Origin of the sequence: Amycolatopsis orientalis (genome assembly GCF_000943515.2) — a bacterium.
Lineage (GTDB): Bacteria > Actinomycetota > Actinomycetes > Mycobacteriales > Pseudonocardiaceae > Amycolatopsis > Amycolatopsis orientalis.
The window spans coordinates 5,711,675-5,732,156 of sequence record NZ_CP016174.1 but is presented as its reverse complement, the minus strand read 5'-3'; the positions used below and the strand labels follow the sequence as shown (position 1 = coordinate 5,732,156).

Annotated in this window: 20 protein-coding genes; 12 read left to right on the top strand and 8 right to left on the bottom strand. The window is 68.8% G+C overall.

Annotated features, from left to right (window positions below; genetic code table 11):
• Positions 1-20: 20 nt before the first annotated feature.
• The 3 genes from SD37_RS25015 to SD37_RS25005 are packed head-to-tail and all read right to left on the bottom strand — an operon-like array spanning position 21 to position 4,339.
• Complete coding sequence (locus tag SD37_RS25015) at positions 21-1,409, bottom strand: GntP family permease (RefSeq protein WP_044851961.1); 1,389 nt, start codon at positions 1,407-1,409, stop codon at positions 21-23.
• Positions 1,406-3,001 carry an N-acyl-D-amino-acid deacylase family protein gene (locus SD37_RS25010; RefSeq protein WP_044851962.1) on the bottom strand — a complete coding sequence of 532 codons (1,596 nt, stop codon included), beginning with the start codon at positions 2,999-3,001 and terminating at the stop codon, positions 1,406-1,408. The genes SD37_RS25015 and SD37_RS25010 overlap by 4 nt, the downstream gene beginning before the upstream one ends.
• A 33-nt stretch (positions 3,002-3,034) precedes the next feature.
• The gene (locus SD37_RS25005) at positions 3,035-4,339 is read right to left on the bottom strand and encodes an amino acid deaminase (RefSeq protein ID WP_044851963.1); all 1,305 of its coding nucleotides are present in this window, start codon (positions 4,337-4,339) and stop codon (positions 3,035-3,037) included.
• A gap of 269 nt (positions 4,340-4,608) precedes the next feature.
• Between SD37_RS25005 and SD37_RS25000 the strand changes: the two genes are divergently transcribed.
• Genes SD37_RS25000 through SD37_RS24990 form a run of 3 tightly spaced genes read left to right on the top strand, consistent with a single transcriptional unit; the run spans position 4,609 to position 6,727 of the window.
• Positions 4,609-5,586 (top strand): sugar kinase, encoded by a 978-nt coding sequence (locus SD37_RS25000; RefSeq protein ID WP_083255310.1) that lies wholly within the window; start codon positions 4,609-4,611, stop codon positions 5,584-5,586.
• A complete protein-coding gene (locus SD37_RS24995) occupies positions 5,583-6,347 on the top strand; it encodes an IclR family transcriptional regulator (RefSeq protein ID WP_037313154.1) in 765 nt (254 codons plus the stop codon). The genes SD37_RS25000 and SD37_RS24995 overlap by 4 nt, the downstream gene beginning before the upstream one ends.
• Positions 6,344-6,727 carry a RidA family protein gene (locus SD37_RS24990; RefSeq protein WP_037313152.1) on the top strand — a complete coding sequence of 128 codons (384 nt, stop codon included), beginning with the start codon at positions 6,344-6,346 and terminating at the stop codon, positions 6,725-6,727. The genes SD37_RS24995 and SD37_RS24990 overlap by 4 nt, the downstream gene beginning before the upstream one ends.
• A gap of 68 nt (positions 6,728-6,795) precedes the next feature.
• Here SD37_RS24990 and SD37_RS24985 read toward each other — a convergent pair whose 3' ends face one another.
• The 3 genes from SD37_RS24985 to SD37_RS24975 form a co-directional block, all read right to left on the bottom strand.
• Entirely contained in the window at positions 6,796-7,791 is a 996-nt protein-coding gene (locus SD37_RS24985; RefSeq protein WP_044851964.1) for a 1-aminocyclopropane-1-carboxylate deaminase, read from the bottom strand.
• The gene (locus SD37_RS24980; RefSeq protein WP_044851965.1) at positions 7,788-8,435 is read right to left on the bottom strand and encodes a GntR family transcriptional regulator; all 648 of its coding nucleotides are present in this window, start codon (positions 8,433-8,435) and stop codon (positions 7,788-7,790) included. The genes SD37_RS24985 and SD37_RS24980 overlap by 4 nt, the downstream gene beginning before the upstream one ends.
• Positions 8,436-8,550: 115 nt before the next feature.
• Positions 8,551-8,910, bottom strand: a complete 360-nt coding sequence (locus SD37_RS24975) for a DUF1844 domain-containing protein (RefSeq protein ID WP_037313143.1) — start codon at positions 8,908-8,910, stop codon at positions 8,551-8,553.
• A gap of 268 nt (positions 8,911-9,178) precedes the next feature.
• On the opposite strand from SD37_RS24975, the gene infC reads away from it, so the two are divergent.
• From infC to pheT, 7 genes are all read left to right on the top strand, one after another.
• A complete protein-coding gene (gene infC / locus SD37_RS24970; RefSeq protein WP_044851966.1) occupies positions 9,179-9,754 on the top strand; it encodes a translation initiation factor IF-3 in 576 nt (191 codons plus the stop codon).
• Between the two features lie 70 nt (positions 9,755-9,824).
• Positions 9,825-10,019: a 50S ribosomal protein L35 gene (rpmI, locus tag SD37_RS24965; RefSeq protein ID WP_007028043.1), complete on the top strand. Its 195-nt coding sequence runs from the start codon at positions 9,825-9,827 to the stop codon at positions 10,017-10,019.
• Between the two features lie 62 nt (positions 10,020-10,081).
• Positions 10,082-10,459, top strand: a complete 378-nt coding sequence (rplT, locus tag SD37_RS24960; protein ID WP_037313135.1) for a 50S ribosomal protein L20 — start codon at positions 10,082-10,084, stop codon at positions 10,457-10,459.
• On the top strand, positions 10,456-11,298 hold the full coding sequence (locus SD37_RS24955) for a TrmH family RNA methyltransferase (RefSeq protein ID WP_083255309.1): 843 nt from the start codon (positions 10,456-10,458) through the stop codon (positions 11,296-11,298). Before rplT ends, SD37_RS24955 begins: the two co-directional genes overlap by 4 nt.
• 40 nt (positions 11,299-11,338) lie before the next feature.
• Positions 11,339-12,169: a DUF6159 family protein gene (locus tag SD37_RS24950; RefSeq protein ID WP_044851968.1), complete on the top strand. Its 831-nt coding sequence runs from the start codon at positions 11,339-11,341 to the stop codon at positions 12,167-12,169.
• A 274-nt stretch (positions 12,170-12,443) separates the two neighbouring features.
• On the top strand, positions 12,444-13,508 hold the full coding sequence (pheS, locus tag SD37_RS24945; protein ID WP_037313125.1) for a phenylalanine--tRNA ligase subunit alpha: 1,065 nt from the start codon (positions 12,444-12,446) through the stop codon (positions 13,506-13,508).
• Positions 13,509-16,079 carry a phenylalanine--tRNA ligase subunit beta gene (gene pheT / locus SD37_RS24940; RefSeq protein ID WP_044851969.1) on the top strand — a complete coding sequence of 857 codons (2,571 nt, stop codon included), beginning with the start codon at positions 13,509-13,511 and terminating at the stop codon, positions 16,077-16,079.
• Between the two features lie 97 nt (positions 16,080-16,176).
• On the opposite strand, the gene SD37_RS24935 is transcribed toward pheT, so the two are convergent.
• The gene (locus SD37_RS24935; RefSeq protein WP_037313118.1) at positions 16,177-16,869 is read right to left on the bottom strand and encodes a DNA alkylation repair protein; all 693 of its coding nucleotides are present in this window, start codon (positions 16,867-16,869) and stop codon (positions 16,177-16,179) included.
• Positions 16,870-17,054: 185 nt separating this feature from the next.
• Between SD37_RS24935 and SD37_RS24930 the strand changes: the two genes are divergently transcribed.
• Both SD37_RS24930 and SD37_RS24925 read left to right on the top strand, forming a co-directional pair.
• Positions 17,055-18,644: an alpha/beta hydrolase gene (locus tag SD37_RS24930; RefSeq protein ID WP_044851970.1), complete on the top strand. Its 1,590-nt coding sequence runs from the start codon at positions 17,055-17,057 to the stop codon at positions 18,642-18,644.
• A 216-nt stretch (positions 18,645-18,860) separates the two neighbouring features.
• Entirely contained in the window at positions 18,861-19,355 is a 495-nt protein-coding gene (locus SD37_RS24925) for a hypothetical protein (protein WP_037313113.1), read from the top strand.
• A gap of 44 nt (positions 19,356-19,399) precedes the next feature.
• On the opposite strand, the gene SD37_RS24920 is transcribed toward SD37_RS24925, so the two are convergent.
• A complete protein-coding gene (locus SD37_RS24920; protein ID WP_044851971.1) occupies positions 19,400-20,365 on the bottom strand; it encodes a helix-turn-helix transcriptional regulator in 966 nt (321 codons plus the stop codon).
• Positions 20,366-20,482: the final 117 nt, after the last annotated feature.

Here is a 20,482-nt window from a genome sequence, read left to right as displayed (position 1 = left end):
TCTCCCAGATGTCGGGTGGTTTAAACCACTGCCATGAGCAATGCTGCCACGCCGAAACCGGAAACGGAAAGGACGGTTTCCAGGACGGTCCAGGTTTTCAGGGTCTGCGGCACGGTCATGTTGAAGTACCGCGAGATGATCCAGAACCCGCCGTCGTTCACATGCGAGGCGATGATCGACCCGGCCGAGATCGCGACGACCAGCAGCGCGAGCTGGATCTGGGAATAGCCCAGCGTCGCCACCGTCGGCGCGACGATGCCGCTCGTGGTCACGATCGCGACGGTCGCCGAGCCCTGCGCGATCCGCATCCCGCAGCTGATCACATACGCGGCGAGGATGACCGGCAGGCCGGCGTTGTCCAGCGATCCCGCGACGGCCTTGCCGATACCGGTGGCGGACAGCACGGCACCGAAGAACGCGCCCGCGCCGACCACCAGCAGGATCATCGCGACCGGGCGCAGCGACTTCGCGGAAAGCTCGCTCAGGTCCTTGCCCGTCAGACCGCGGCGCAGGCCCAGCAGCCACGACGCGAGCAGCACCGAGATCGTCAGGGCGACCGCCGGGGTACCGATGAACGCGGCGACACCGGCGGGCGCGGAGTTCTTGGGCAGCCAGATGCTGCCGAAGGTCCCGGCGAGGATCAGCACCAGCGGGACCGCGATGATCGCCAGCACCAGGCGGAGCGACGGCGGGTTCTCCTCCTTTTCGCCTTCTTCCTCGGCGACCAGGAATTCCGCGGGGACCTCGACGTCGACGCGTTTGCCGATCCAGGTCGAGTAAGCGACGCCGCCGACGAGGAACGCCGGGATACCGCAGACCAGGCCCATCAGGATGATCCAGCCGAGTTCCACGTGCAGCAAGCCGGCCGCGGCCACCGGCCCGGGGTGCGGCGGGAGGAACGCGTGCGTGATGGAAAGACCGGCGAGCAACGGCAGCGCGTACAGCACCAGCGAGCGGCCGCCCTGTTTGGCGGCGACGTAGACCAGCGGTGCCAGCACGAAGATGCCGATGTCGAAGAAGACCGGGATACCGAAGACGAATCCGGCGAGGCCCATCGCCAGCGGGGCCCGCTTCTCACCGATGGCCCGCAGCAGCGCGCCGGTGAGCACCTTCGCCCCACCGGAACGCTCCAAAATGGACCCGAGGATGGTGCCGAGACCGATGATCGCGGCGATATGCCCGAGGATCCCGCCGAAACCCTTTTCCAGCAGGGAGTCCGACGCCTTCTGCGCGGAACCGACGATCTGGCCGACCGGCAGGCCCGCGGCCAGCGCGGTCAGCAGGCCGACCACGATCAGCGCGATGAAGGGCTCGAGTTTGACCTTGATGATGAGGAACAGCAACACCGCGATCGAGACGGCGGCGAGGGTCAGGAGCCCTCCCGTCGAATGTTGGAGCCAGTCGATCATCGGACACTCCCGGGGTTGCGCAGTGAATGGCCGGCGAGGGCGCCGGTCGGTTGACCATCGTCGATGGCGGCGACACCGTTGACGAAGACATGGGGGATACCGGCGGCCTGCTGCCGCGGTTCGTCGAACGTGGCGGTGTCGGCGACGGTTTCCGGGTCGAACAGCACGAGGTCCGCCGCGTATCCGGCGCGGACGAGGCCCCGGTCGGTCAGCCGCAGGCGTTTCGCGGCGCGGCCGGTGAGGTGGGCGACGCATTCGGCGAGGTCGAGAACGCCGAGTTCGCGGACATAGCGCGCGAGATAACGCGGGAACGTGCCCCAGGCGCGGGGATGCGGCCGCGCTCCGACGAGAAGTCCGTCGCTGCCACCGGTGTGCGTGCGGTGACGCATGATCGCCTGGACGTTCTCCTCGTGCCCGACGTGCATCAGGCAGGACGTGCCGAGCTTTTCCGAAAGCAGGACGTCGAAGTACAGGTCCGCGGCCGGTCTCCCGGCCCGCTGGGCCGAAGCGGCGACGGAATGCCCGACGAGGTGAGAGTTCTCGTCCCGCCGGACGCCGTTGATCTCGATGGCGTCCCAGTCGATCGGCACTCCGTGTGCCCCGTCGGAGCCGGTCTCCTCGATCTCGGCGCGGATCCGCTCGCGCGTGTCCACATCGGACAGTCGGGTCAGGGTGGCGTCGAGGCCGCCTTCGGTCGACCAGCTCGGCAGCAGCGCGGAAAGGTAAGTGGCGCCGGGAAGGTAGGGATAGGTGTCCAGCGAGATGTCGCAGCCGTCGTCCAGTGCCTGGTCGAGCAGCTCCAGCAGCTGGGGTGCCTTGCCCTTGTTCACCGAGAAGTTCATCGTGGCGTGCGCGAGGTGCAGCGGGCAGCCCGACCGGCGGGAGACGTCGACCATCTCGCCGAAGGCTTCGAGCGCGCCCTTGCCGTAACTGCGGTGGTGCGGGCTGTAGAAACCGCCGTTCTCCCCGACGACCCGGCACAGCTCGACGAGTTCCTCGGTGGTGGCGTACATACCGGGCGTGTAGGTGAGCCCCGACGACATGCCCATGGCGCCCTCGGCCAGCCCGGTCGCGACGAGTTCCTTCATCGCGTTCATCTCGGCCTCGGTCGCGGGCCGGTCTTCCCAGCCCACGGTGAGCATCCGGACGGTGCCCTGCGGCACCAGGTAGGCGGCGTTGACCGCGATCCCGGCGTCGAGCCGGTCGAGGTACTCACCGACCGAGCGCCAGTTCCAGTCGAACCCGGCCGGGTCGTCGTTCCATCCGGCGAGCTGTTGGCGCAGCGACGCGAGGACGTCGTCGTTCACGGGCGCGTACGAGAGCCCGTCCTGCCCGAGAACCTCGGTCGTGACGCCCTGCGAGAGCTTCGCGAGGTGGTCCGGGTTCGCGAGCAGCTGGAGATCGGAATGCGAATGCATGTCGATGAACCCGGGTGCGAGCACGAGTCCGTCGGCGTCGATGGTGCGGCGGCCCGCGAGCGAGCCGGGTTCGGCGACACTGGCGATACGGCCTTCCGAGATGCCCACGTCGTGCCTGGTGAGCGGATCCCCGGTGCCGTCGGCGACCAGTGCGGAGCGGACGACGATGTCCATGGTGATTCTTCCTCTGCGGCGGTGGAGGACGGATCAGAAATGGGTGCGGACGAAATCGAGCACGGTCTCGCCGTCGGGGCCGACGACCGGGATGAGGGGCCATTTGTCGAAGACGGTGCACGGATGCGACAGGCCGAGCGCGATCCAGTCGCCGACCTCGACCGGCGACGACGCGGGCAGCGTGAGGAAGGCGTGCTGGTCGTTCATCTTCTGGATGGAATGACCTTCGAGCGCGGACGGCGGCCCGTCGCCCTTGCGGATCAGGCGCGGCTCGGGCATGCCTTCGTCGAAGGACGCGTCACGTTTGCCGATGGTGAGCAGCGCGAGTTCGTCCGTCGGCTTCGACGTCACCTGCGCCCAGGCGCGCAGCGCGGGACGGAAGGACGCGACGCCGCCGATGCGCGGATGTTCGCCCAGCGGGGAGATCACCCGGTAGAAGCCGTCGTCGTGGGTCACGTAGGCGCCGCTGCGCAGGATCGGCAGGACGTCCAGGCCACCCCAGTCCTTGGTGAGCTCGTCGGCGACGCGGTCGAAGTAGGCGCTGCCGCCACCGGTGACGATGATCTGCCCGGCGTCGTCGAGCAGCCCTTTTTCGGCGAACGCGAAGACCAGGTCGCGCAGACCGTCCACATAGGAGCTGATCAGCTGGAGCGACTTTTCGTCGGTGTGGTGGGAAAGCGCGCCTTCGTACCCGCCGGAGCCCCGCAGCCGCAGGGCCGGGCTCGCGTGCGCGGCCTCGGCGACGGCGAGCGCGGTCTCGGTGTCGCGGACACCGGTGCGGCCGCCCTCGGCGCCGAGTTCGACCAGGACGTCCACCTTGCGGCGGGCACCACGCAGGGCCTCGGTCATCAGCTCGACACCGCGGACCGAGTCGACCCAGCAGACGAACTCGAAGTCGTCGTCGGCGTCCAGTTCCGCGGCGAGCCACTTCAGGCCGGACGGGTCGAGCAGCTGGTTCGCCAGCAGGATCCGGGAGACCCCGAACACCCGGTAGATCCGCAGATGCCCGGCGTTCGCGCAGGTGATGCCCCAGGAACCGTGCTTCAGCTGCCGCTCGAACAGCTGCGGCGCCATCGTCGTCTTGCCGTGCGGGGCCAGCGCGACCCCGCGTTCGGCGCACCAGCCCGCCATCGTGCGGAGGTTGTGTTCGACGGCCTCTTCGTCGAGGACCACGAACGGGCCGAGGAAGCCGTCGTCGAACAGCTTCGCGCCGCGGGCCGCGGCCTCGCCGATCGTGAGCCCGGACAGCGAAGGCGCCACCGAGCGGAAGCGCCAGTCGACGCGTTCCTCCCGGATGGCCGCGACCGCGGCGGAATCGATGGTGCCGGCTTGGAACATGAGGTTCACCTCGGTTGCGTATGTTGCAACGGACGTTGCGCATATTGCGTGGGATAGGTGTAGCATCCGGTCCGCTGGAGGTCAACGGCGTGACGACTAGGAGACGCGAAGGTGACAAGCGAGCCTCGGCCGCCCGGGAATCTTTTGATCTTTTGGGGTCGCGCCTTTTCGGCCGGAGGCCCCGCCATCGCGATGGCGGGGCGCTTTGCGGTCGTGAGGCGGAATGAATTCTCGACGTGCGCCCTGGCAGCGGGATGGCGGTCGGCGCGATGAAGAGCACTGACGTTTTGTGCATCGGGGAGTCGATGGCCTTGTTCGTACCGGCCGAATTCGGGCCGCCCGACGAGGTACGGAAGTGGGTGCGGACCATCGGCGGAGCCGAATCGAACGTCGCCTGTCATCTCCCGGCACTGGGTTTCGCCAGTGCGTGGGTGAGTGCCGTCGGCGACGATCCGTTCGGCCGCGCGCTGGTGCGTGAGATCGGTGAAGCGGGGGTGGACGTCAGCGCGGTCGTGGTCGATCCGACGCGCCCGACCGGGCTGTACATCAAGGAGAGCGGAGCGGACGGCAGCCCCGTGCGCTACTACCGCAAAGGCTCCGCCGCGTCCGGGATGGACGCCGGGCTGCTGGGGAAACTCGACCTCGACGGGGTGCGCGTCATCCACCTGTCCGGGATCACCCCCGCGCTGTCGGACGGCTGTCTCGACCTGGTGCGGGCCCTGATGGAACGACCGCGGGGCGGCACGCTGGTGTCGTTCGACGTGAACTTCCGGCCCGCGCTGTGGACCGGACGTGACCCGTCGGTGCTGGCCGGGCTGGCCGCCCGCGCCGACATCGTGCTGGCGGGCGAGGACGAAGCCGAGCGTGTGTGGGGGACCGGCGACCCGGAACGGCTGCGTGCCGCGGTGCCCGGGCCGAAGACGCTGGTCGTCAAGCACGGGGCCCGCGGGGTGACGCTCGTCGACGGCGACGAGCCACCGTTGTTCTCACCCGCGCTCCAGGTCGAGGTCGTGGAGCCGGTCGGCGCCGGTGACGCGTTCGCGGCCGGTTTCCTTGCCGCCACCCTGCGCGGCGACGACCCCGCGACCCGGCTCCGCCGCGGTCATCTGCAGGCCGCGGCCACCCTGCTGACCCACGACGACGTGGGGACCCCGCTCCCGGAATCCGTCGTCGAAGCGCTCCTCGGCGCGGATGAGGCAGCATGGGCGGCGGCGAAGCTGACGGACAAGGGATTGGTGAGCGGATGAGTCAGAGCCTGGACCGGGCGCTCACCCTGCTGAGCGGGCTCGCACGCGAGCCGAAGACACTCGACCAGCTCGCCGAGGAGATCGGCGTGCACAAGTCGACCGTGCTGCGGCTGCTGCGCACCCTGGAGACGCACCACTTCGTGCGCCGGGAGGGGCAGCGGTACTACCGGCTGGGCAGTGCGCTGTTCGACCTCGCCCAGCAGGCGCTGGAGGACCGCGACGTCCGCCGCACCGCGCAATCCGCGCTCGCCGGGCTCAACGCGCGGACCGGGCACACCGTGCACCTCGCGTCCTATGAGGACGGAGAGGTCGTCTACATCGACAAGTTCGAAGGCAGGCATTCGGTGCGGATGTACTCCCGCATCGGCAAACGCGCCCCGCTGCACTGCACCGCCGTCGGCAAGGTGCTGGTCGCGGCGATGACGCCGGAGAAGCGGGCCGACGTGGTGTCGAGGATCGACTTCTTCACCCGCACGCCGAACACGATCACCACGCCGTCGGCCTACGAGACCGAACTGGATCTCGTCGCCGACCGCGGCTACGCGGTGGACAACGCCGAACACGAGGACTTCATCCATTGCGTCGCCGCGCCGGTCCGCGGCCCGGGCGGCGTGGTGCTGGCCGCCGTGTCGGTCTCGGTGCCGAAGGTACTGCTCGACTACGACGGTCTGATGGCGCTCGTGCCCGAGCTGCTCGCCGCGGCCGAGGAAGCTTCCGTCCACAGTGGATGGACGGGGAACCGAAAGGGGAAGTTGGAATGAGCAAGACCGCGATCAGCACGGAGAACGCGCCGACGCCGGTGGCCGCGTTCTCGCAGGCGGTCCGCAAGGGCAACATCCTGCAGGTGGCCGGCCAGGTCGCCTTCGACCCGGCCACCGGCGCCATCGTCGGCGAGACCGTCGGTGAGCAGACCGAGCAGACGTTCAAGAACATCGAAGCGGTGCTCGAGGCCGCCGGTTCGAGCCTGGCCGACGCGATGATGGTGCGCGTGTACCTGACCGACGTCGACCACTTCGGCGCGTTCAACGAGGTCTACAACAAGCTGATCGGCGAAGCGCCGCACCCGGCCCGCACCACCGTGTACGTCGGCCTGCCTGCCGGGCTGCTGGTGGAGATCGACGTCCTGGCCGTGACGGACTAGCCCCGCGCGCGCCATGAAAGGTCCTTTCCTTGCAAATTTCGCAAGGAAAGGACCTTTCATGGCAGCCGTTACAGCACGCTCGTGTACCCGTTAAGCGCGGGCTGCCCGCCCAGGTGCGCGAAGAGCACATTCGAGTCCTTCGCGATCTCCCCGCGCGAAACGAGGTCGATCAGACCGGCCATCGACTTGCCCTCGTACACCGGATCGGTGAGCACGCCCTCCAGCCGTGCCAGCGTCCGGATGGCGTCCAAAGTGGACTCGTCCGGGATGCCGTAGATCCCGGCGTGGTAGCGCTCGTCCAGTTCGACCTCGTCGATCTCACTGGCGCTGATCAGCTCCGCGGTCGCGCGGGCGATACGGGTGATCTGGTCGCGGGTCTCGGCCGGTTTCGCCGAACCGTCGATGCCGAGGATCCGCCGGGGCTTCCCGGAAAGCGCCGCCCCGGCGACCATCCCGGCCTGGGTGCTGCCGGTGACCGAGCAGACGACCACCGTGTCGAAGAAGACGCCGAGTTCGGCCTCCTGCGCTTCGAGTTCGACCATCCAGTTCGCGAAACCGAGCCCGCCGAGGCGGTGGTCCGACCCGCCCGCCGGGATCGCGTATGGCTTGCCGCCGGAGGCCTCGATCTCCTTGACCGCGTTCTCCCAGCTCTCCTTGAAGCCGACGCCGAATCCGGCTTCGACCATCCGGATGTCGGCGCCGAGGATGCGCGAGAGCTGGATGTTGCCGACCCTGTCGTAGAGCGGGTCGTTCCAGTCCACCCAGCTCTCTTGCACGAGCACGGCCTTCAGCCCGGCTCGCGCGGCGGCCGCGGCGACCTGGCGGGTGTGGTTCGACTGCACGCCGCCGATCGAGATCAGCGTGTCCGCGCCCGAGGCGAGCGCGTCGGCGACCAGGTATTCGAGCTTCCGGGTCTTGTTGCCGCCGAACGCGATGCCCGAGTTGACGTCCTCGCGTTTCGCCCAGACCTTCGCGCCGCCGAGGTGGGCGGTGAGCCGGTCGAGCGGGTGCACGGGGGAGGGGCCGAACAGCAGCGGGTAGCGCGGGAAATCGGCGAGGGTCATGGCGTCTCCAGGAGGGCTTCGAGTTCGGTCCAGATCGTGGCGGTGATCGAGCAGGCCGCGTCGGCGTCCCCGGCCTCGATGGCGTCGATCAGCTCCGCATGGCGCTGGACCGACCGGTGCGCGGGCAGGGAGCCGAAGCGGGCGTACTCGAGACGCCGGAGCAGCGGGGTGTAGCGGGCCAAGGTCGCGGCGACCGCCCGGTTGCGCGCTGCGTGCACCGGGACGTCGTGAAGTTCGTCGTCGGCGGCGATCGCGGCCGCGATGTCCCCGGCGGCGATCGCTTCGGCGAACCGGGTGTTGGCCGCGCGCATCACCGCGACCTCGGTCGCGCCCATCCGGGGCGCGCCGACCCGGACCGCGAACTCCTGCAGCGTGCGGACCAGCTGCAGGGCGTCGCGGACATCGTCGGGGACGAATCCCGTCACCCGCGTGTAGCTCTGGGGCTTCGACTCGACGAGACCGTCCTCGACGAGGCGCAGCAGCGCCTGGCGCACCGGCGCCCGGGAGAGACCCAGCTGCTCGGCCAGATCGCCGTCGCGCAGGTTCGTCCCTGGCGGCAGCGTCCCGTCGATGATCGCCCGGCGGATGTTCTCGTAGGCCTCGTCCCGGAGAAGGGACCTCGGCACCTTCGCTAACCCACTCACATCTGAAATGTTAGTCGACGATCGCGCTGTCCGGTAGCGCGCGTGTCATAAGGGGTCCCCATGGGACCAAATTCGTCCCATGGGGACCCCTTATGACACTTCGGAGGGGAGGGCCTTAGTACACAGGCCCCGTGTACTTCTCGCCCGGTCCCTGCCCAGGGGCGTCCGGCACGGCCGAAGCCTCGCGGAACGCCTTCTGCAGCGACTGCAGCCCGTCGCGCAACGGGCCCGCGTGCAGGCCGAGGTACTCTGCCGACGCGGTGACCAGCCCGGCGAGGGCGGTGATCAGGCGACGGGCCTCGTCGAGGTCGCGGTGCGGCGAGTTGGCCGGGTCCTCGTCGGCGAGGCCGAGCCGTTCGGCGCCGGCGGAGAGCAGCATGACGGCCGCCCTGCTGATCACCTCGACGCTCGGGATGTCCTCCAGGTCGCGGACGTCCGGGGAATACGGGGGTTGCTGAACGGGTTCATCTGACACGTCTGGTACCCTTCCACGAGCGACCAGCCCCCGAGCGATCGGGGGCGGCAAGTGGAGCCCCGCTCCCACCCGTGTCACCGCCGCAACATCAGGTGTCCGGGTCCGGTCTCGCCAAGACGATTTCGGGCGTCGAGGCGGTGTGTTCGGTTCTGGAGATCGAACACGATCGGAAAGAGTGGGCCCCGCGTACCGCACGGTACCGGGGCCTTAGGTATGTGGGCACCAGGTCGAAACGGTAGAAGAATTTACCTCGAACCAGGGAGGCCCCATCAGCTCCGAGACACGCATCAACGACCGAATCCGGGTACCGGAGGTCCGCCTCGTCGGACCCGCCGGTGAACAGGTCGGCATCGTCCGGATCGAAGATGCGCTGCGGCTGGCACAGGAGAACGATCTCGACCTCGTCGAGGTTGCTCCGCAGGCACGCCCGCCCGTATGCAAGCTCATGGACTTCGGCAAGTTCAAGTACGAGAGTGCGCAGAAGGCCCGCGAGTCCCGCCGCAACCAGCAGCTCACCGTCATCAAAGAGCAGAAGCTGCGGCCGAAGATCGACCAGCACGACTACGAGACCAAGAAGGGTCACGTGTCGCGCTTTCTGGCGGCAGGCAACAAGGTCAAGGTCACGATCATGTTCCGCGGTCGCGAGCAGTCCCGGCCGGAACTCGGGTTCCGGTTGCTGCAGAAGCTCGCCGACGAGGTGACCGAGCTCGGTTTCGTCGAGTCGTCGCCGAAGCAGGACGGTCGCAACATGATCATGGTGCTGGCCCCGCACAAGAACGTGAAGCCGATCAAGGCCGCGAAGCCGGCCAAGGACGACTCGCCCGAGCCGCCCGCCGACGCGTAGCGCCGACCAGCACATGTCAGCGGCACACCGGAAATCACCGGTGTGCCGCCGCACGAAAGAGGACAACGTAATGCCGAAGATGAAGACGCACAGCGGGACGTCGAAGCGAGTTCGCGTCACGGGTTCGGGCAAGCTGCGCCGCCAGAAGGCCGGCCGCCGCCACCTGATGGAGAAGAAGTCCAACAGGCTCACCCGTCGCCTCGAAGGCACGACCGAGATCGCCAAGAACGACGTCGGCCGCGTCAAGCGCCTTCTCGGCCGCTGACACCCCGCACTTTGTAAACGCCGGGCGCGCCAGCGCGCCCCCAGATCGACAGGATGGACCCAGTGGCACGCGTCAAGAGGGCTGTCAACGCCCAGAAGAAGCGTCGCGCGACTCTCGAGCTCGCCAGCGGCTACCGCGGCCAGCGTTCGCGGCTGTACCGCAAGGCGAAGGAGCAGACGCTTCACTCGCTGAACTACGCCTACCGGGACCGCCGTGCCCGCAAGGGTGACTTCCGCCAGCTGTGGATCACCCGTATCAACGCGGCCGCTCGCGCCAACGGCGTCACCTACAACCGCTTCATCCAGGGTCTCAAGACCGCGGGTGTCGAGGTCGACCGCAAGATCCTCGCGGACCTCGCCGTCAACGACGCCGCCGCGTTCGCCGCGCTGGCCGAGCTGGCCAAGGCCAACGTGAACACCGAAGAGAAGAAGTCGGCCTGACCGGCCACCGCGCTCTTCCGCAACCCGGGGCGGCTCCGTTCACCGAACGGACGCCCCGGGTTGTTGCTGCGCGCAAGCTCACCCGCCGGGCGGAACGCGAGAAGACCGGGCGATTCCTCGCCGAGGGCGCGAACGCGGTCGAAGCCGCGCTCACCCACGCGCTCGAAGACGGTGGAACGGTGCACGAACTGTTCGTCACCGAACGCGCCGCCGGGCAGCACGAACGTCTGCTCGCCACCGCGCACGAGGCGGGTGTCCCCGTCTCGCCGATCTCCGACCGCGCCGCCGAGGGGCTGTCCGAGACCGTGACGCCCCAGGGCATCGTCGCCGTCTGCGCGCTCGTCGACCGTCCACAAGAGACCGTCCTGAAGCCGGGCGCGAAGCTCGTCGTCGTCCTCGTCGACGTCGCGGACCCCGGCAACGCGGGCACCGTGATCCGGGTCGCGGACGCCGCCGGCGCGGACGCGGTCGTCCTCGCGGGCGACAGCGTCGACCCGCACAACGGCAAATGCGTCCGCGCGGCCGCCGGCAGCCTGTTCCACCCCGCCATCACCCGGATCCGGGACGTCGACGCGGCCTTGAAGGCCTGCTCCGCCGCCGGTCTCCGCACTTTCGGCGCACACGGCTACGCCGACACCGAACTCGATCAGGTGACCTTCGACCAGCCCGTCGCCTGGGTGTTCGGCAACGAGGCGCACGGCCTGCCGGGCACGGTGCTCGACGCCGTCGACCTCGCGGTCAGGATTCCGATGTACGGCCGGGCGGAAAGCCTGAACCTCGCCACGGCCGCGGCGATCTGCGTGTACACCAACGCGATGGCGTCGCGGACGGCTCGCTAGGCTGCCGCTCCACCATTTCCGATGATTCACTGGGGGAATCATGGGGCGTATCGCCCGTTCTTTCGCCTTGTTCGGTGCTTCTTGGCGAGTTCTGCGGTCCCGCAAGGAACTCGCCGTCTTCCCGGTGCTCGCGGCCGTCGCCGGGCTGCTGGTCGCCGCGGTGTTCCTCGGCTCGGGCTACTGGATCTCCCACGCCGAGATCGCCGAGCACTCGCGGCTGACGCCGGGTTCGTACGTGATGCTCGGCCTGTTCTACCTCGCGGCCGCGTTCGTCACGGTGTTCTTCAACGCCGCGCTCATCTCGCAGGCCGACGTCGCTCTTCGTGGTGACGACCCGCGGGTGGCCGCCGGGCTGGCCGAAGCGGGGCGCCGATGGCTGCCCCTGCTGGGCTGGGCGGCGGTGACGGCGACGGTTTCCCTGATCCTCCGCGAGATCGAGCGCCGTTTCGCGTTCGTCGGCTACTTCGTCAGCGGGCTGATCGGCGCGGCGTGGAACCTGATCACCTACCTCGTCCTGCCGGTGATGATGATCGAGGACGCCGGTGTCCGGCACGGGGCCAAGCGCTCCGCGGAGCTGCTCAAACGGACCTGGGGCGAGCAGGCCGCCGGAAGGTTCGGTATCGGGTTGGTCGGCTTTCTGCTGTCACTGGCCGGGTTCGCGGTCATCCTGGGCGTGGCCTTCCTGCTCGGCGGCACCATCACGATCTTCGTCGCTGTCGGCCTTTCACTCGTGTGGGGGTTCTTGGTCTCCATCGTGTGCACGACGCTGGCCGGGATCTATCAGACCGCTTTGTACCGCTACGCCGCGGACGGAATCGTCCCGGAGGAGTTCGGCAAGGTGGACTTCGAGGGCGCCTTCGCCGGACGCTGAGCGGGAATACGATGGCCTCGCGGGGCGCGACCACGTAGAGTCGTGGGCACTACGCCTTTCGGATCACGACACAGGGGAGCCCTCATGGAACGCGGTGTTCGTTCCAGCACCTTGTTTACGGCGTAACGCGCGTATTTCGCACTCCCGAGTGACGGTGTGCCCAGCCCGAGGGTGATCGGGGGCCACTGTTCGCTGTCCCATAGAATTCAGCAGCTGCTAAACCCATGTGTGCGCTCGCGTGCACCGGACCAGTCCCAGCGGACGCCGAGGAGTTATGTCCGAAGCCAACGACAAGCAGGACCCCCAGGCGGGAGCGCTCGCGCCGGAAACGTTGACGGCCGCCGTCAAGCGGGCCGAAACGGAGTTCGCCGCCGCGGCGGATCTCGACGCGCTGGCGGCGGTCAAACCCGCCCACCTCGGGGACCAGTCTCCGCTGCTGCTCGCGCGCCGCGAGATCGGCGCCCTGCCGAAGCAGGAGAAGGCCGACGCGGGGAAGCGGGTCAACGAAGCGCGGCAGAGCATCCAGGCCGCCTTCGACGCACGCCGCGCCGTGCTCCAGGTCGAGCGCGACGAGAAGGTGCTCCGCGAGGAGACCGTCGACGTCACGCTGCCGTGGGACCGGGTGCCCCGTGGTGCCCGGCACCCGATCGCGACCCTGTCGGAGCGGATCGCCGACGCCTTCGTCGCGATGGGCTACGAGGTCGCCGACGGCCCGGAACTCGAGGCCGAGTGGTTCAACTTCGACGCGCTGAACTTCGGCAAGGACCATCCCGCGCGCCAGCTGCAGGACACCTTCTATCTCGGTGAGGAGGGCTCCGGCCTGGTGCTGCGCACGCACACCTCGCCGGTACAGGCCCGCACGCTGCTGCACCGCGACCTTCCCGTGTACGTCGTCTGCCCCGGCCGCACCTACCGGACCGACGAACTCGACGCCACGCACACCCCGGTGTTCTCGCAGGTCGAGGGGCTCGCGGTGGACAAGGGCCTGACGATGGCGCACCTCAAGGGCACCCTCGACGCCTTCGCCCGCGCGATGTTCGGCGAAAGCTCGAAGACCCGTCTTCGCCCGCACTTCTTCCCGTTCACCGAGCCGTCAGCCGAGGTCGACGTCTGGTTCGAGGAGAAGAAGGGCGGCGCCGGCTGGGTCGAATGGGGCGGCTGCGGCATGGTCAACCCCAATGTCCTGCGTGCCTGCGGCGTCGACCCCGAGGTCTACTCGGGCTTCGCCTTCGGCATGGGTATCGAGCGCACGCTGCAGTTCCGCAACGGAATCCCGGACATGCGCGACATGGTGGAGGGCGACATCAGGTTCACCCTGCCCTTCGGAACGGAGGCCTGAGTGAAGGTCCCAGCCAGCTGGCTGACCGAACACCTCGACGTCGACGAGGAGGTCACCCCCCAGGATCTGGCCGACGCCTTCGTGCGCATCGGCATCGAGGTCGACGACGTCCGCAAGCTCGAACCGGTCACCGGCCCGCTCGTCGTGGGCCGCGTGGCCGAGATCGAGGAGCTGACCGAGTTCAAGAAGCCGGTCCGCTTCTGCCGGGTCGACGTCGGCGAGTCCGACGAAGGCAGCGACAAGCCCGACGAGAACGTCGACGCGGATGACGACGACGATGACGAAGGTCCTTTCGAGGACGACGGCCCGACGGGGATCAAGACCCGCGGGATCATCTGTGGTGCCACGAACTTCGCCGAGGGCGACCTGGTCGTCGTCGCGCTGCCCGGCACCGTGCTGCCCGGCGGTTTCGAGATCGGTTCGCGCAAGACCTACGGCCGGCTCAGCGACGGGATGATCTGCTCCGCGCGCGAACTCGGCATCGGTGACGACCACTCCGGCATCCTGGTGCTGCCGCCGAGCACCGCCACCCCCGGCGAGGACGCGAACCGGCTGCTGGGTCTCGACGACACCGTCATCGAGGTGACGCAGACCCCGGACCGCGGCTACACGTTGTCGGTCCGCGGTCTGGCCCGTGAACTGTCCAACGCGCTCGACGTCCCGTTCGGCGACCCGGCGTCCATCGAGGTCCCCGAGGCCGAGACCGACGCCTGGCCGGTGCACATCGAGGACACCGAGGGCTGCCGCCGGTTCGTGCTGCGCCGGGTCAAGGACCTCGACGCGACCGCGCCGACGCCGTGGTGGATGCGGCGCCGCCTGATGCTGGCGGGGATCCGCTCGATCTCGCTCGCGGTCGACGTGACCAACTACGTGATGCTCGAACTCGGGCATCCGCTGCACGCGTTCGCGACCGCGTCGGTCAAGGGCGATCTGGTGGTGCGCAAGGCGAAGCCGGGCGAGAAACTGACCACTTTGGACGATGTCGAGCGCACCCTCGACGCGGACGACGTGGTGATCGCCGACGACACCGGCGTCATCTCGCTGGCGGGCACGATGGGTGGCGCGTCGACCGAGATCACCCCCGAGAGCACCGACGTCCTGCTCGAGGCCGCGCACTGGGATCCGTCGTCGATCAGCAGGACGGCCCGCCGTCACAAGCTGTTCTCCGAGGCGGCCAAGCGGTTCGAGCGGTTCACCGACCCGCAGCTGTGCGCGGTGGCCGTCGAATTCGCCGCCCGCCTGCTGCGCCAGTACGGCGACGGCTCGATCCTGCCCGGCCGCACCGACGAGGGCGGCGTGGAGCCGAACCCGCCGGTGACCATGCCGATCAGCCTGCCCGACCAGGTCGCCGGCGTGCGCTACGAACGCGGTGTCACGGTCAGGCGCCTCTCGCAGATCGGCTGCAAGGTCAACGTGGGCACGGCCGAAGACGGCACCGCGCTCGTGACCGCGGTCCCGCCGAGCTGGCGCGGTGACCTGGTGCAGCCCGCCGACCTGGTGGAGGAGGTGCTCCGGCTGGAGGGTTACGACAGCATCCCGTCGGTGCTGCCCGACGCTCCGGCAGGCCGCGGCCTCACCGACACCCAGCGCCGTCGCCGCTCGGTCGCGCGTGCGCTGGCCGAGGCGGGCTACGTCGAGGTGCTGCCCTTCCCGTTCATCTCGGCTTCGGTCTGGGATTCGTTCGGGCTGCCCGAAGACGACGTCCGCCGCCGTACCGTCCAGATCCGCAACCCGCTGGAGTCGGACAAGGACCGGATGGCGAGCACGTTGCTCCCGGGGCTGCTGGAAATGTTGCAGCGTAACGTTTCCCGCGGCTTCAAGGACGTGTCGCTGTTCCACATCGGACAGGTCGTGCTGCCCGCGGAGAACCCGGTCCCGATGCCTTCGCTCGGCGTGGACCGGCGGCCCGCCGACGAGGAACTCGCGGTTCTGGAGGCGGCCGTCCCGCCGCAGCCGATGCACGTCGCCGTCGTGCTCGCGGGCCAGCGGGGCCGCGCTGGCTGGTGGGGCGAGGGCGAGCAGGCGAACTGGGCCGATGCGGTGCAGGCGGCCCGGCTGGTCGCGCAGGCCTCCGGGGTCGAGCTGACGACGGCGGCCTCGGACCAGCCGCCGTGGCACCCCGGCCGGTGCGCGCAGCTGCGCGTGGGTCAGTGGCCCGTCGGATACGCCGGTGAGCTGCACCCGAAGGTCGTGGAAGCGCTCGGGCTGCCGCCGCGCACCGTCGCGATGGAACTCGACCTGGACGCGATCCCGATCCCGGACGGCCGTCCGGCGCCGCGGATCTCGGCCTACCCGCCGGTGCTGCTCGACGTCGCGCTTGTCGCCGAGGCGAGGGTGCCGTCGGCCGACCTCGCCGAGGCGTTGCGCGAAGGCGCGGGCGAACTGCTCGAAGAGATCACGCTGTTCGACTCCTACCAGGGCGAGCAGCTGGGCGAGGGCAAGCGTTCGCTGGCGTACAAGCTCCGGTTCCGCGCCGCGGACCGCACGCTGACCGTCGACGAGGCCACGAAGGCCCGTGACGCAGCCATCGCGGTCGCCGGTGAGCGCTTCGGCGCGAGCCTGCGGGCCTGACCCCGGCTCCTAGCGCGGTACACCCCGAGTGTGGAGGATTTGGGACGTTCACCGTCCCAAATCCTCCACACTCGAACCTCGAAGGCACCAGCGAACCTCAACCACCCAGATGCTTGAGCGCCTCCCGCCGGGACAGCGGGGAGAGCGCCGGATGCGCGGCGACGAACGCGCGCACCCAGTCCGGCTCGGTCTTGGCGTACGCCCGCAGGGCCCAGCCGATTCCCTTGCGCAGAAAGAAGTCCCTGTCGTCGAGGTTCGCTTCGACCGCGCGGGTGAGCAGGTCGGTGTCGGTGGCGTCCTTGGCGCCGATCTGGCAGATCACCGAAGTACGACGGCGCCATCTGTCCTCGTCGTAGGCCCAGGTCAGCATGAGCGGGGCTACCGTCTCCGGCTCCGCCCGCAGGATCGGCCCGACGCGGCGGATGGCGAGTTCGTCGACATGGTCCCACCAGGCGCCGGTCACGATCATCTCCTCGTACAGGCCCAGCAGCCCGCTGTCCTGCAGGTGGGCGTAGGCGCGGTGACCGGAAAGGTCGATGGCGGCATACCGCTCCTCGCGGAATTCCGCTTCGCGCCACAAGGTGAGCACGGCGGTGGAGAAAGTCACCTCATCGGGTAGCAAATGGTGCGCGAAGACCGATTTCAGCAGGGCCGCCCTAGCGGGTTTCTGCACACCGAGGAACGGCATTTCCGACTTCATGTACGCCCGCATCGCCGTCGCCTTCTCTGGATCGGCCAGTCCGGCCAAACCGTTGCGAACCGCCGAAACCAGGCTTTTCACCACGTCCACGCGCACTCCTCTCCCAGTCGGGCGCCGCGAGCGTACGACAAGGGACCGACAAGACGGATATGCCCGGATCGAGATCTGGATACCGACTAAAGAGGGATGGCGGCGGACGTGTCGGTCAGCGAGATTGAAGCCGGTTCTCGGTAGCTTCGGCCCGACCGGGTCGCACGCGGACGAAAAGGAACACAGTGAAGAAATTCGTTGCCGCCCTGGCGGTCGCGGGGATCGGCGTCGGCACCATGGCGATCGCTCCCTCCGCCACGGCCGCCTCGGCGTCGGACTTCGATCCGAAGCCCATCAGCTGGGGAGCCTGCACCCGTCCGAGCCTGGTCAAGGCCGGCGCGGAATGCGGCTTCCTCGAGGTCCCGCTGGACTACGCGAAGCCGGACGGGGAGAAGATCTCGGTCGCGGTCTCGCGCGTCAAGCACAAGTCCGCCCAGTCGCAGGGCATCATGGTGGTCAACCCCGGCGGCCCCGGTGGCTCCGGCCTCGGCCTCTCGACACTCGGCCAGTACGTGCCGAAGGGCGCGGGCCTGGAGTACGACTGGATCGGCTTCGACCCGCGCGGGGTGGGGGAGAGCAAGCCGTCGCTGACCTGTGACGGCAACTACGCCTCTTACAACCGCCCGCAGTACGTGCCGACCACGCGTGCCATCGAGAAGACCTGGCTCGACAAGGCGAAGGGCTACGCGAAGGCGTGCGCCAAGAACGGCGCGATCCTCGACCACATCAAGACCATCGATGTCGCGAAGGACGTCGACAGCCTGCGCAAGGCGCTGGGCGAGAAGCAGATCAACTACTACGGCTTCTCCTACGGCACCTACCTCGGTCAGGTGTACAGCTCGCTGTACCCGCAGAACGTGCGGCGGATGGTCTTCGACGGCACGGTCGATCCCCGCGACGTCTGGTACCAGGCGAACCTGAACCAGGACATCGCCTTCGACAAGAACATCAAGACCTACTTCGGCTGGCTCGCCAAGTACGACGACGTCTACCACCTCGGCAAGACCGCGTCGGCGGTGGAGAAGCTGTGGTACGCCGAGCAGAAGAAGCTGTACGACAAGCCCGCGGGCGGTGTCATCGGCGGTTCCGAATGGACGGACATCTTCCTGCAGGCCGGGTACTACGTCTTCGGCTGGGAGGACATCGCGAACGCGTTCTCCGGCTGGGTCCACAAGGGTGACTGGCAGACCCTGAAGGGCCTGTACGACGACTCCAACCCGCCGGGTCAGGACAACGGGTACGCGGTCTACGCGGCCGTGCAGTGCACCGACGTGGCGTGGCCGCAGAACTGGAACCGCTGGAAGTTCGACAACTGGATCACGCACTTCCGGGCGCCGTTCGAGACCTGGGGCAACGCCTGGTTCAACGCGCCGTGCCTCAACTGGCCGGCGAAGCCGGGCAAGCCGGTGGAGATCGACGGTCGCAAGGTGCCGGGAATCCTGCTGGTCAACGAGGAGAACGACGCAGCGACGCCGTACCCCGGCAGCCTCGAAGTCCGCAAGCGTTACCCGAACTCCAGCCTGATCAGCGCGCCCGGGGGCACCACGCACTCCGGTTCGCTGTCCGGTGTGTCCTGTGTGGACGACAAGATCGCGGACTACCTGCTGACCGGGAAGCTGCCCGCGCGCAAGCCGGGCAACGGTTCGGACGTGCAGTGCTCCCCGGTCCCGCAGCCGGTGCCGGACGGTGCGTCGGCCACGGCGAAGAAGTCGGACGTGCCCTCGTCCGTCGCCGAGGTGAAGAAGGAGGCGCTGGCCCAGGCGCTGCCTTTCTGAGCCTGACAGCCTTTCAACGCCTTCCGGTGCCCCGCTTCGGATACTTTCCGGAGCGGGGCACCCGCGTTTAGTCCTCTGGATGCGGGGTGTTCAGTGGGCATGACCGGCACCCTTTCGGCCCGGAGCGCACCGAAAGTACCGGTCATCCACCGTCCGGACGCCGATTCCCGCCGCCGGGCCGGGGAATTGTCGGCACCGCCCGTTAGCGTCCCCGGCATGACCATTGTCGAAGAGCACCGGACCGAGATCCGCGTGCAGGACACCGTTTACCGCATCGAGGTCGCCGCCCGTGAGGGTGGCGGCGCGGCCGGGGAAGACCGCTGGGTGACCGTCATGGTCGGCGGAGCCGGACCGCATGAGGAGCCTGTCGCCGAAGGCAGGCTCGATATCGACGCCGAGGCCGTACCGGCTTTGGCGACCGTCCTTTCCGACACGCTGATGGCGTTCGCCGGACGGGGCACCGGCCGGAACGGTCGCCGAAGATCGGCCGACCGTCCCGCGCACCAGGGCCTGCCGTGGTCCGATGAACTCGACGCCGAACTGGAAAGCCGTTGGCTGGCCGGGGAAAGCGTCGAGGAGATCGCGCGGCGGTTCGAGCGGACGCCGGGTGGCATCCGGGCCCGGCTGCCCAGGGTCGGCTGCGACCCGGAGCGCCGGGGCGCGTACCTCCCGATCCCGCCCAGTCAGCGAGAGGTGGGTGAACTCGGCTGAATCCAGGTGGCCGCGAGGGCAGGGCCCGCCCTCGCGGCCACTCCTCAGTCCACTGTGGACGAAATACCGCGGTTCATCCGCGCCGCCATCTCCCGGAGGTGGTCGATCAATTCCGGCGGCTCGTGCACGGTGAACTCGCAGCCGAGACCCAGCAGCCGGAACGCGAGCCAGTCGAGGGTGTCCGCTCCCGCGTTCAGCACGCAGGTGCCGTCGTCGAGCGGTTCGAGGTCGCCGATGCGGTCCCCGATCGCGGGGGCGACCTGGTTGATCGGCGCGTGCAGGGTCACTCGCGCGCTGTAGGTGGGAAGGAGGCTGTACATCCTGTCGGTGACATAGGCGGCGACGTCCTCGGCGGGGGGTCGCCGTGGGGTGGCCCGGCCGCCGGTCGCCCGTGGTCCGGTGATCCGGTCCGCCCGGAAGATCCGCCAGTCGTCGCGGTCGAGGTCGTAGCCGAGCAGGTACCAGCGGCGGCCGGCCGAGACGAGACGGTGCGGTTCGACGTGCCGCCGGGTTTCGGTGCCGTCGCCGGTCCGGTAGCCGAACCGGGTCCGTTCGGTGTTGGCGATCGCGCCGGCGAAGACGGTGAGGTGTTCCGGGTCGACCGCGGGGCCGGTTCCGGGCAGGGGCACGGTCGCGGCGCCCAGCGCGCCGACGCGGTAACGCAGCCGCGAGGGCAGCACCTGTTCGAGTTTCGCCAGCGCCCGCACCGAAGACTCCTCGATACCCGAGATCGCCTGACCGGCCGCGCTCCGGAGACCGACCGCGATCGCGACGGCCTCCTCGTCGTCGAGCAGCAGCGGTGGCATCGCCGCGCCAGCGCCCAGCCGGTAACCGCCGTCCGAGCCCCGCGACGCCTCGACGGGGTAACCGAGCTCACGCAGCCGGTCGACGTCGCGCCGGATGGTCCGCTGGCTGACCTCCAGCCGTCGCGCGAGTTCGCTGCCGGGCCACTCACGCGGTGTCTGCAGGAGCGACAGCAGGCTGAGCAACCGGGCGGGCGTGTCCGTCATGCGGTAAGGATGCCCTGGGAAGGGGACAGGAGATGACCTATATCGGGTGAGCGACGCGACAGTGTTCGAGCGAGCTTCCGTTTGATTGAACTTGCACCGCTGTGCATAATCATTCGT

Excerpts from the sequence above, each read along its gene's own strand:
- SD37_RS25015 (WP_044851961.1), bottom strand. The coding sequence starts at position 1,409 with ATGATCGACTGGCTCCAACATTCGACGGGAGGGCTCCTGACCCTCGCC.
- SD37_RS25010 (WP_044851962.1), bottom strand. The coding sequence starts at position 3,001 with ATGGACATCGTCGTCCGCTCCGCACTGGTCGCCGACGGCACCGGGGAT.
- SD37_RS25005 (WP_044851963.1), bottom strand. The coding sequence starts at position 4,339 with ATGTTCCAAGCCGGCACCATCGATTCCGCCGCGGTCGCGGCCATCCGG.
- SD37_RS25000 (WP_083255310.1), top strand. The coding sequence starts at position 4,609 with ATGAAGAGCACTGACGTTTTGTGCATCGGGGAGTCGATGGCCTTGTTC.
- SD37_RS24995 (WP_037313154.1), top strand. The coding sequence starts at position 5,583 with ATGAGTCAGAGCCTGGACCGGGCGCTCACCCTGCTGAGCGGGCTCGCA.
- SD37_RS24990 (WP_037313152.1), top strand. The coding sequence starts at position 6,344 with ATGAGCAAGACCGCGATCAGCACGGAGAACGCGCCGACGCCGGTGGCC.
- SD37_RS24985 (WP_044851964.1), bottom strand. The coding sequence starts at position 7,791 with ATGACCCTCGCCGATTTCCCGCGCTACCCGCTGCTGTTCGGCCCCTCC.
- rpmI (WP_007028043.1), top strand. The coding sequence starts at position 9,825 with ATGCCGAAGATGAAGACGCACAGCGGGACGTCGAAGCGAGTTCGCGTC.
- SD37_RS24950 (WP_044851968.1), top strand. The coding sequence starts at position 11,339 with ATGGGGCGTATCGCCCGTTCTTTCGCCTTGTTCGGTGCTTCTTGGCGA.
- pheS (WP_037313125.1), top strand. The coding sequence starts at position 12,444 with ATGTCCGAAGCCAACGACAAGCAGGACCCCCAGGCGGGAGCGCTCGCG.
- SD37_RS24925 (WP_037313113.1), top strand. The coding sequence starts at position 18,861 with ATGACCATTGTCGAAGAGCACCGGACCGAGATCCGCGTGCAGGACACC.
- SD37_RS24920 (WP_044851971.1), bottom strand. The coding sequence starts at position 20,365 with ATGACGGACACGCCCGCCCGGTTGCTCAGCCTGCTGTCGCTCCTGCAG.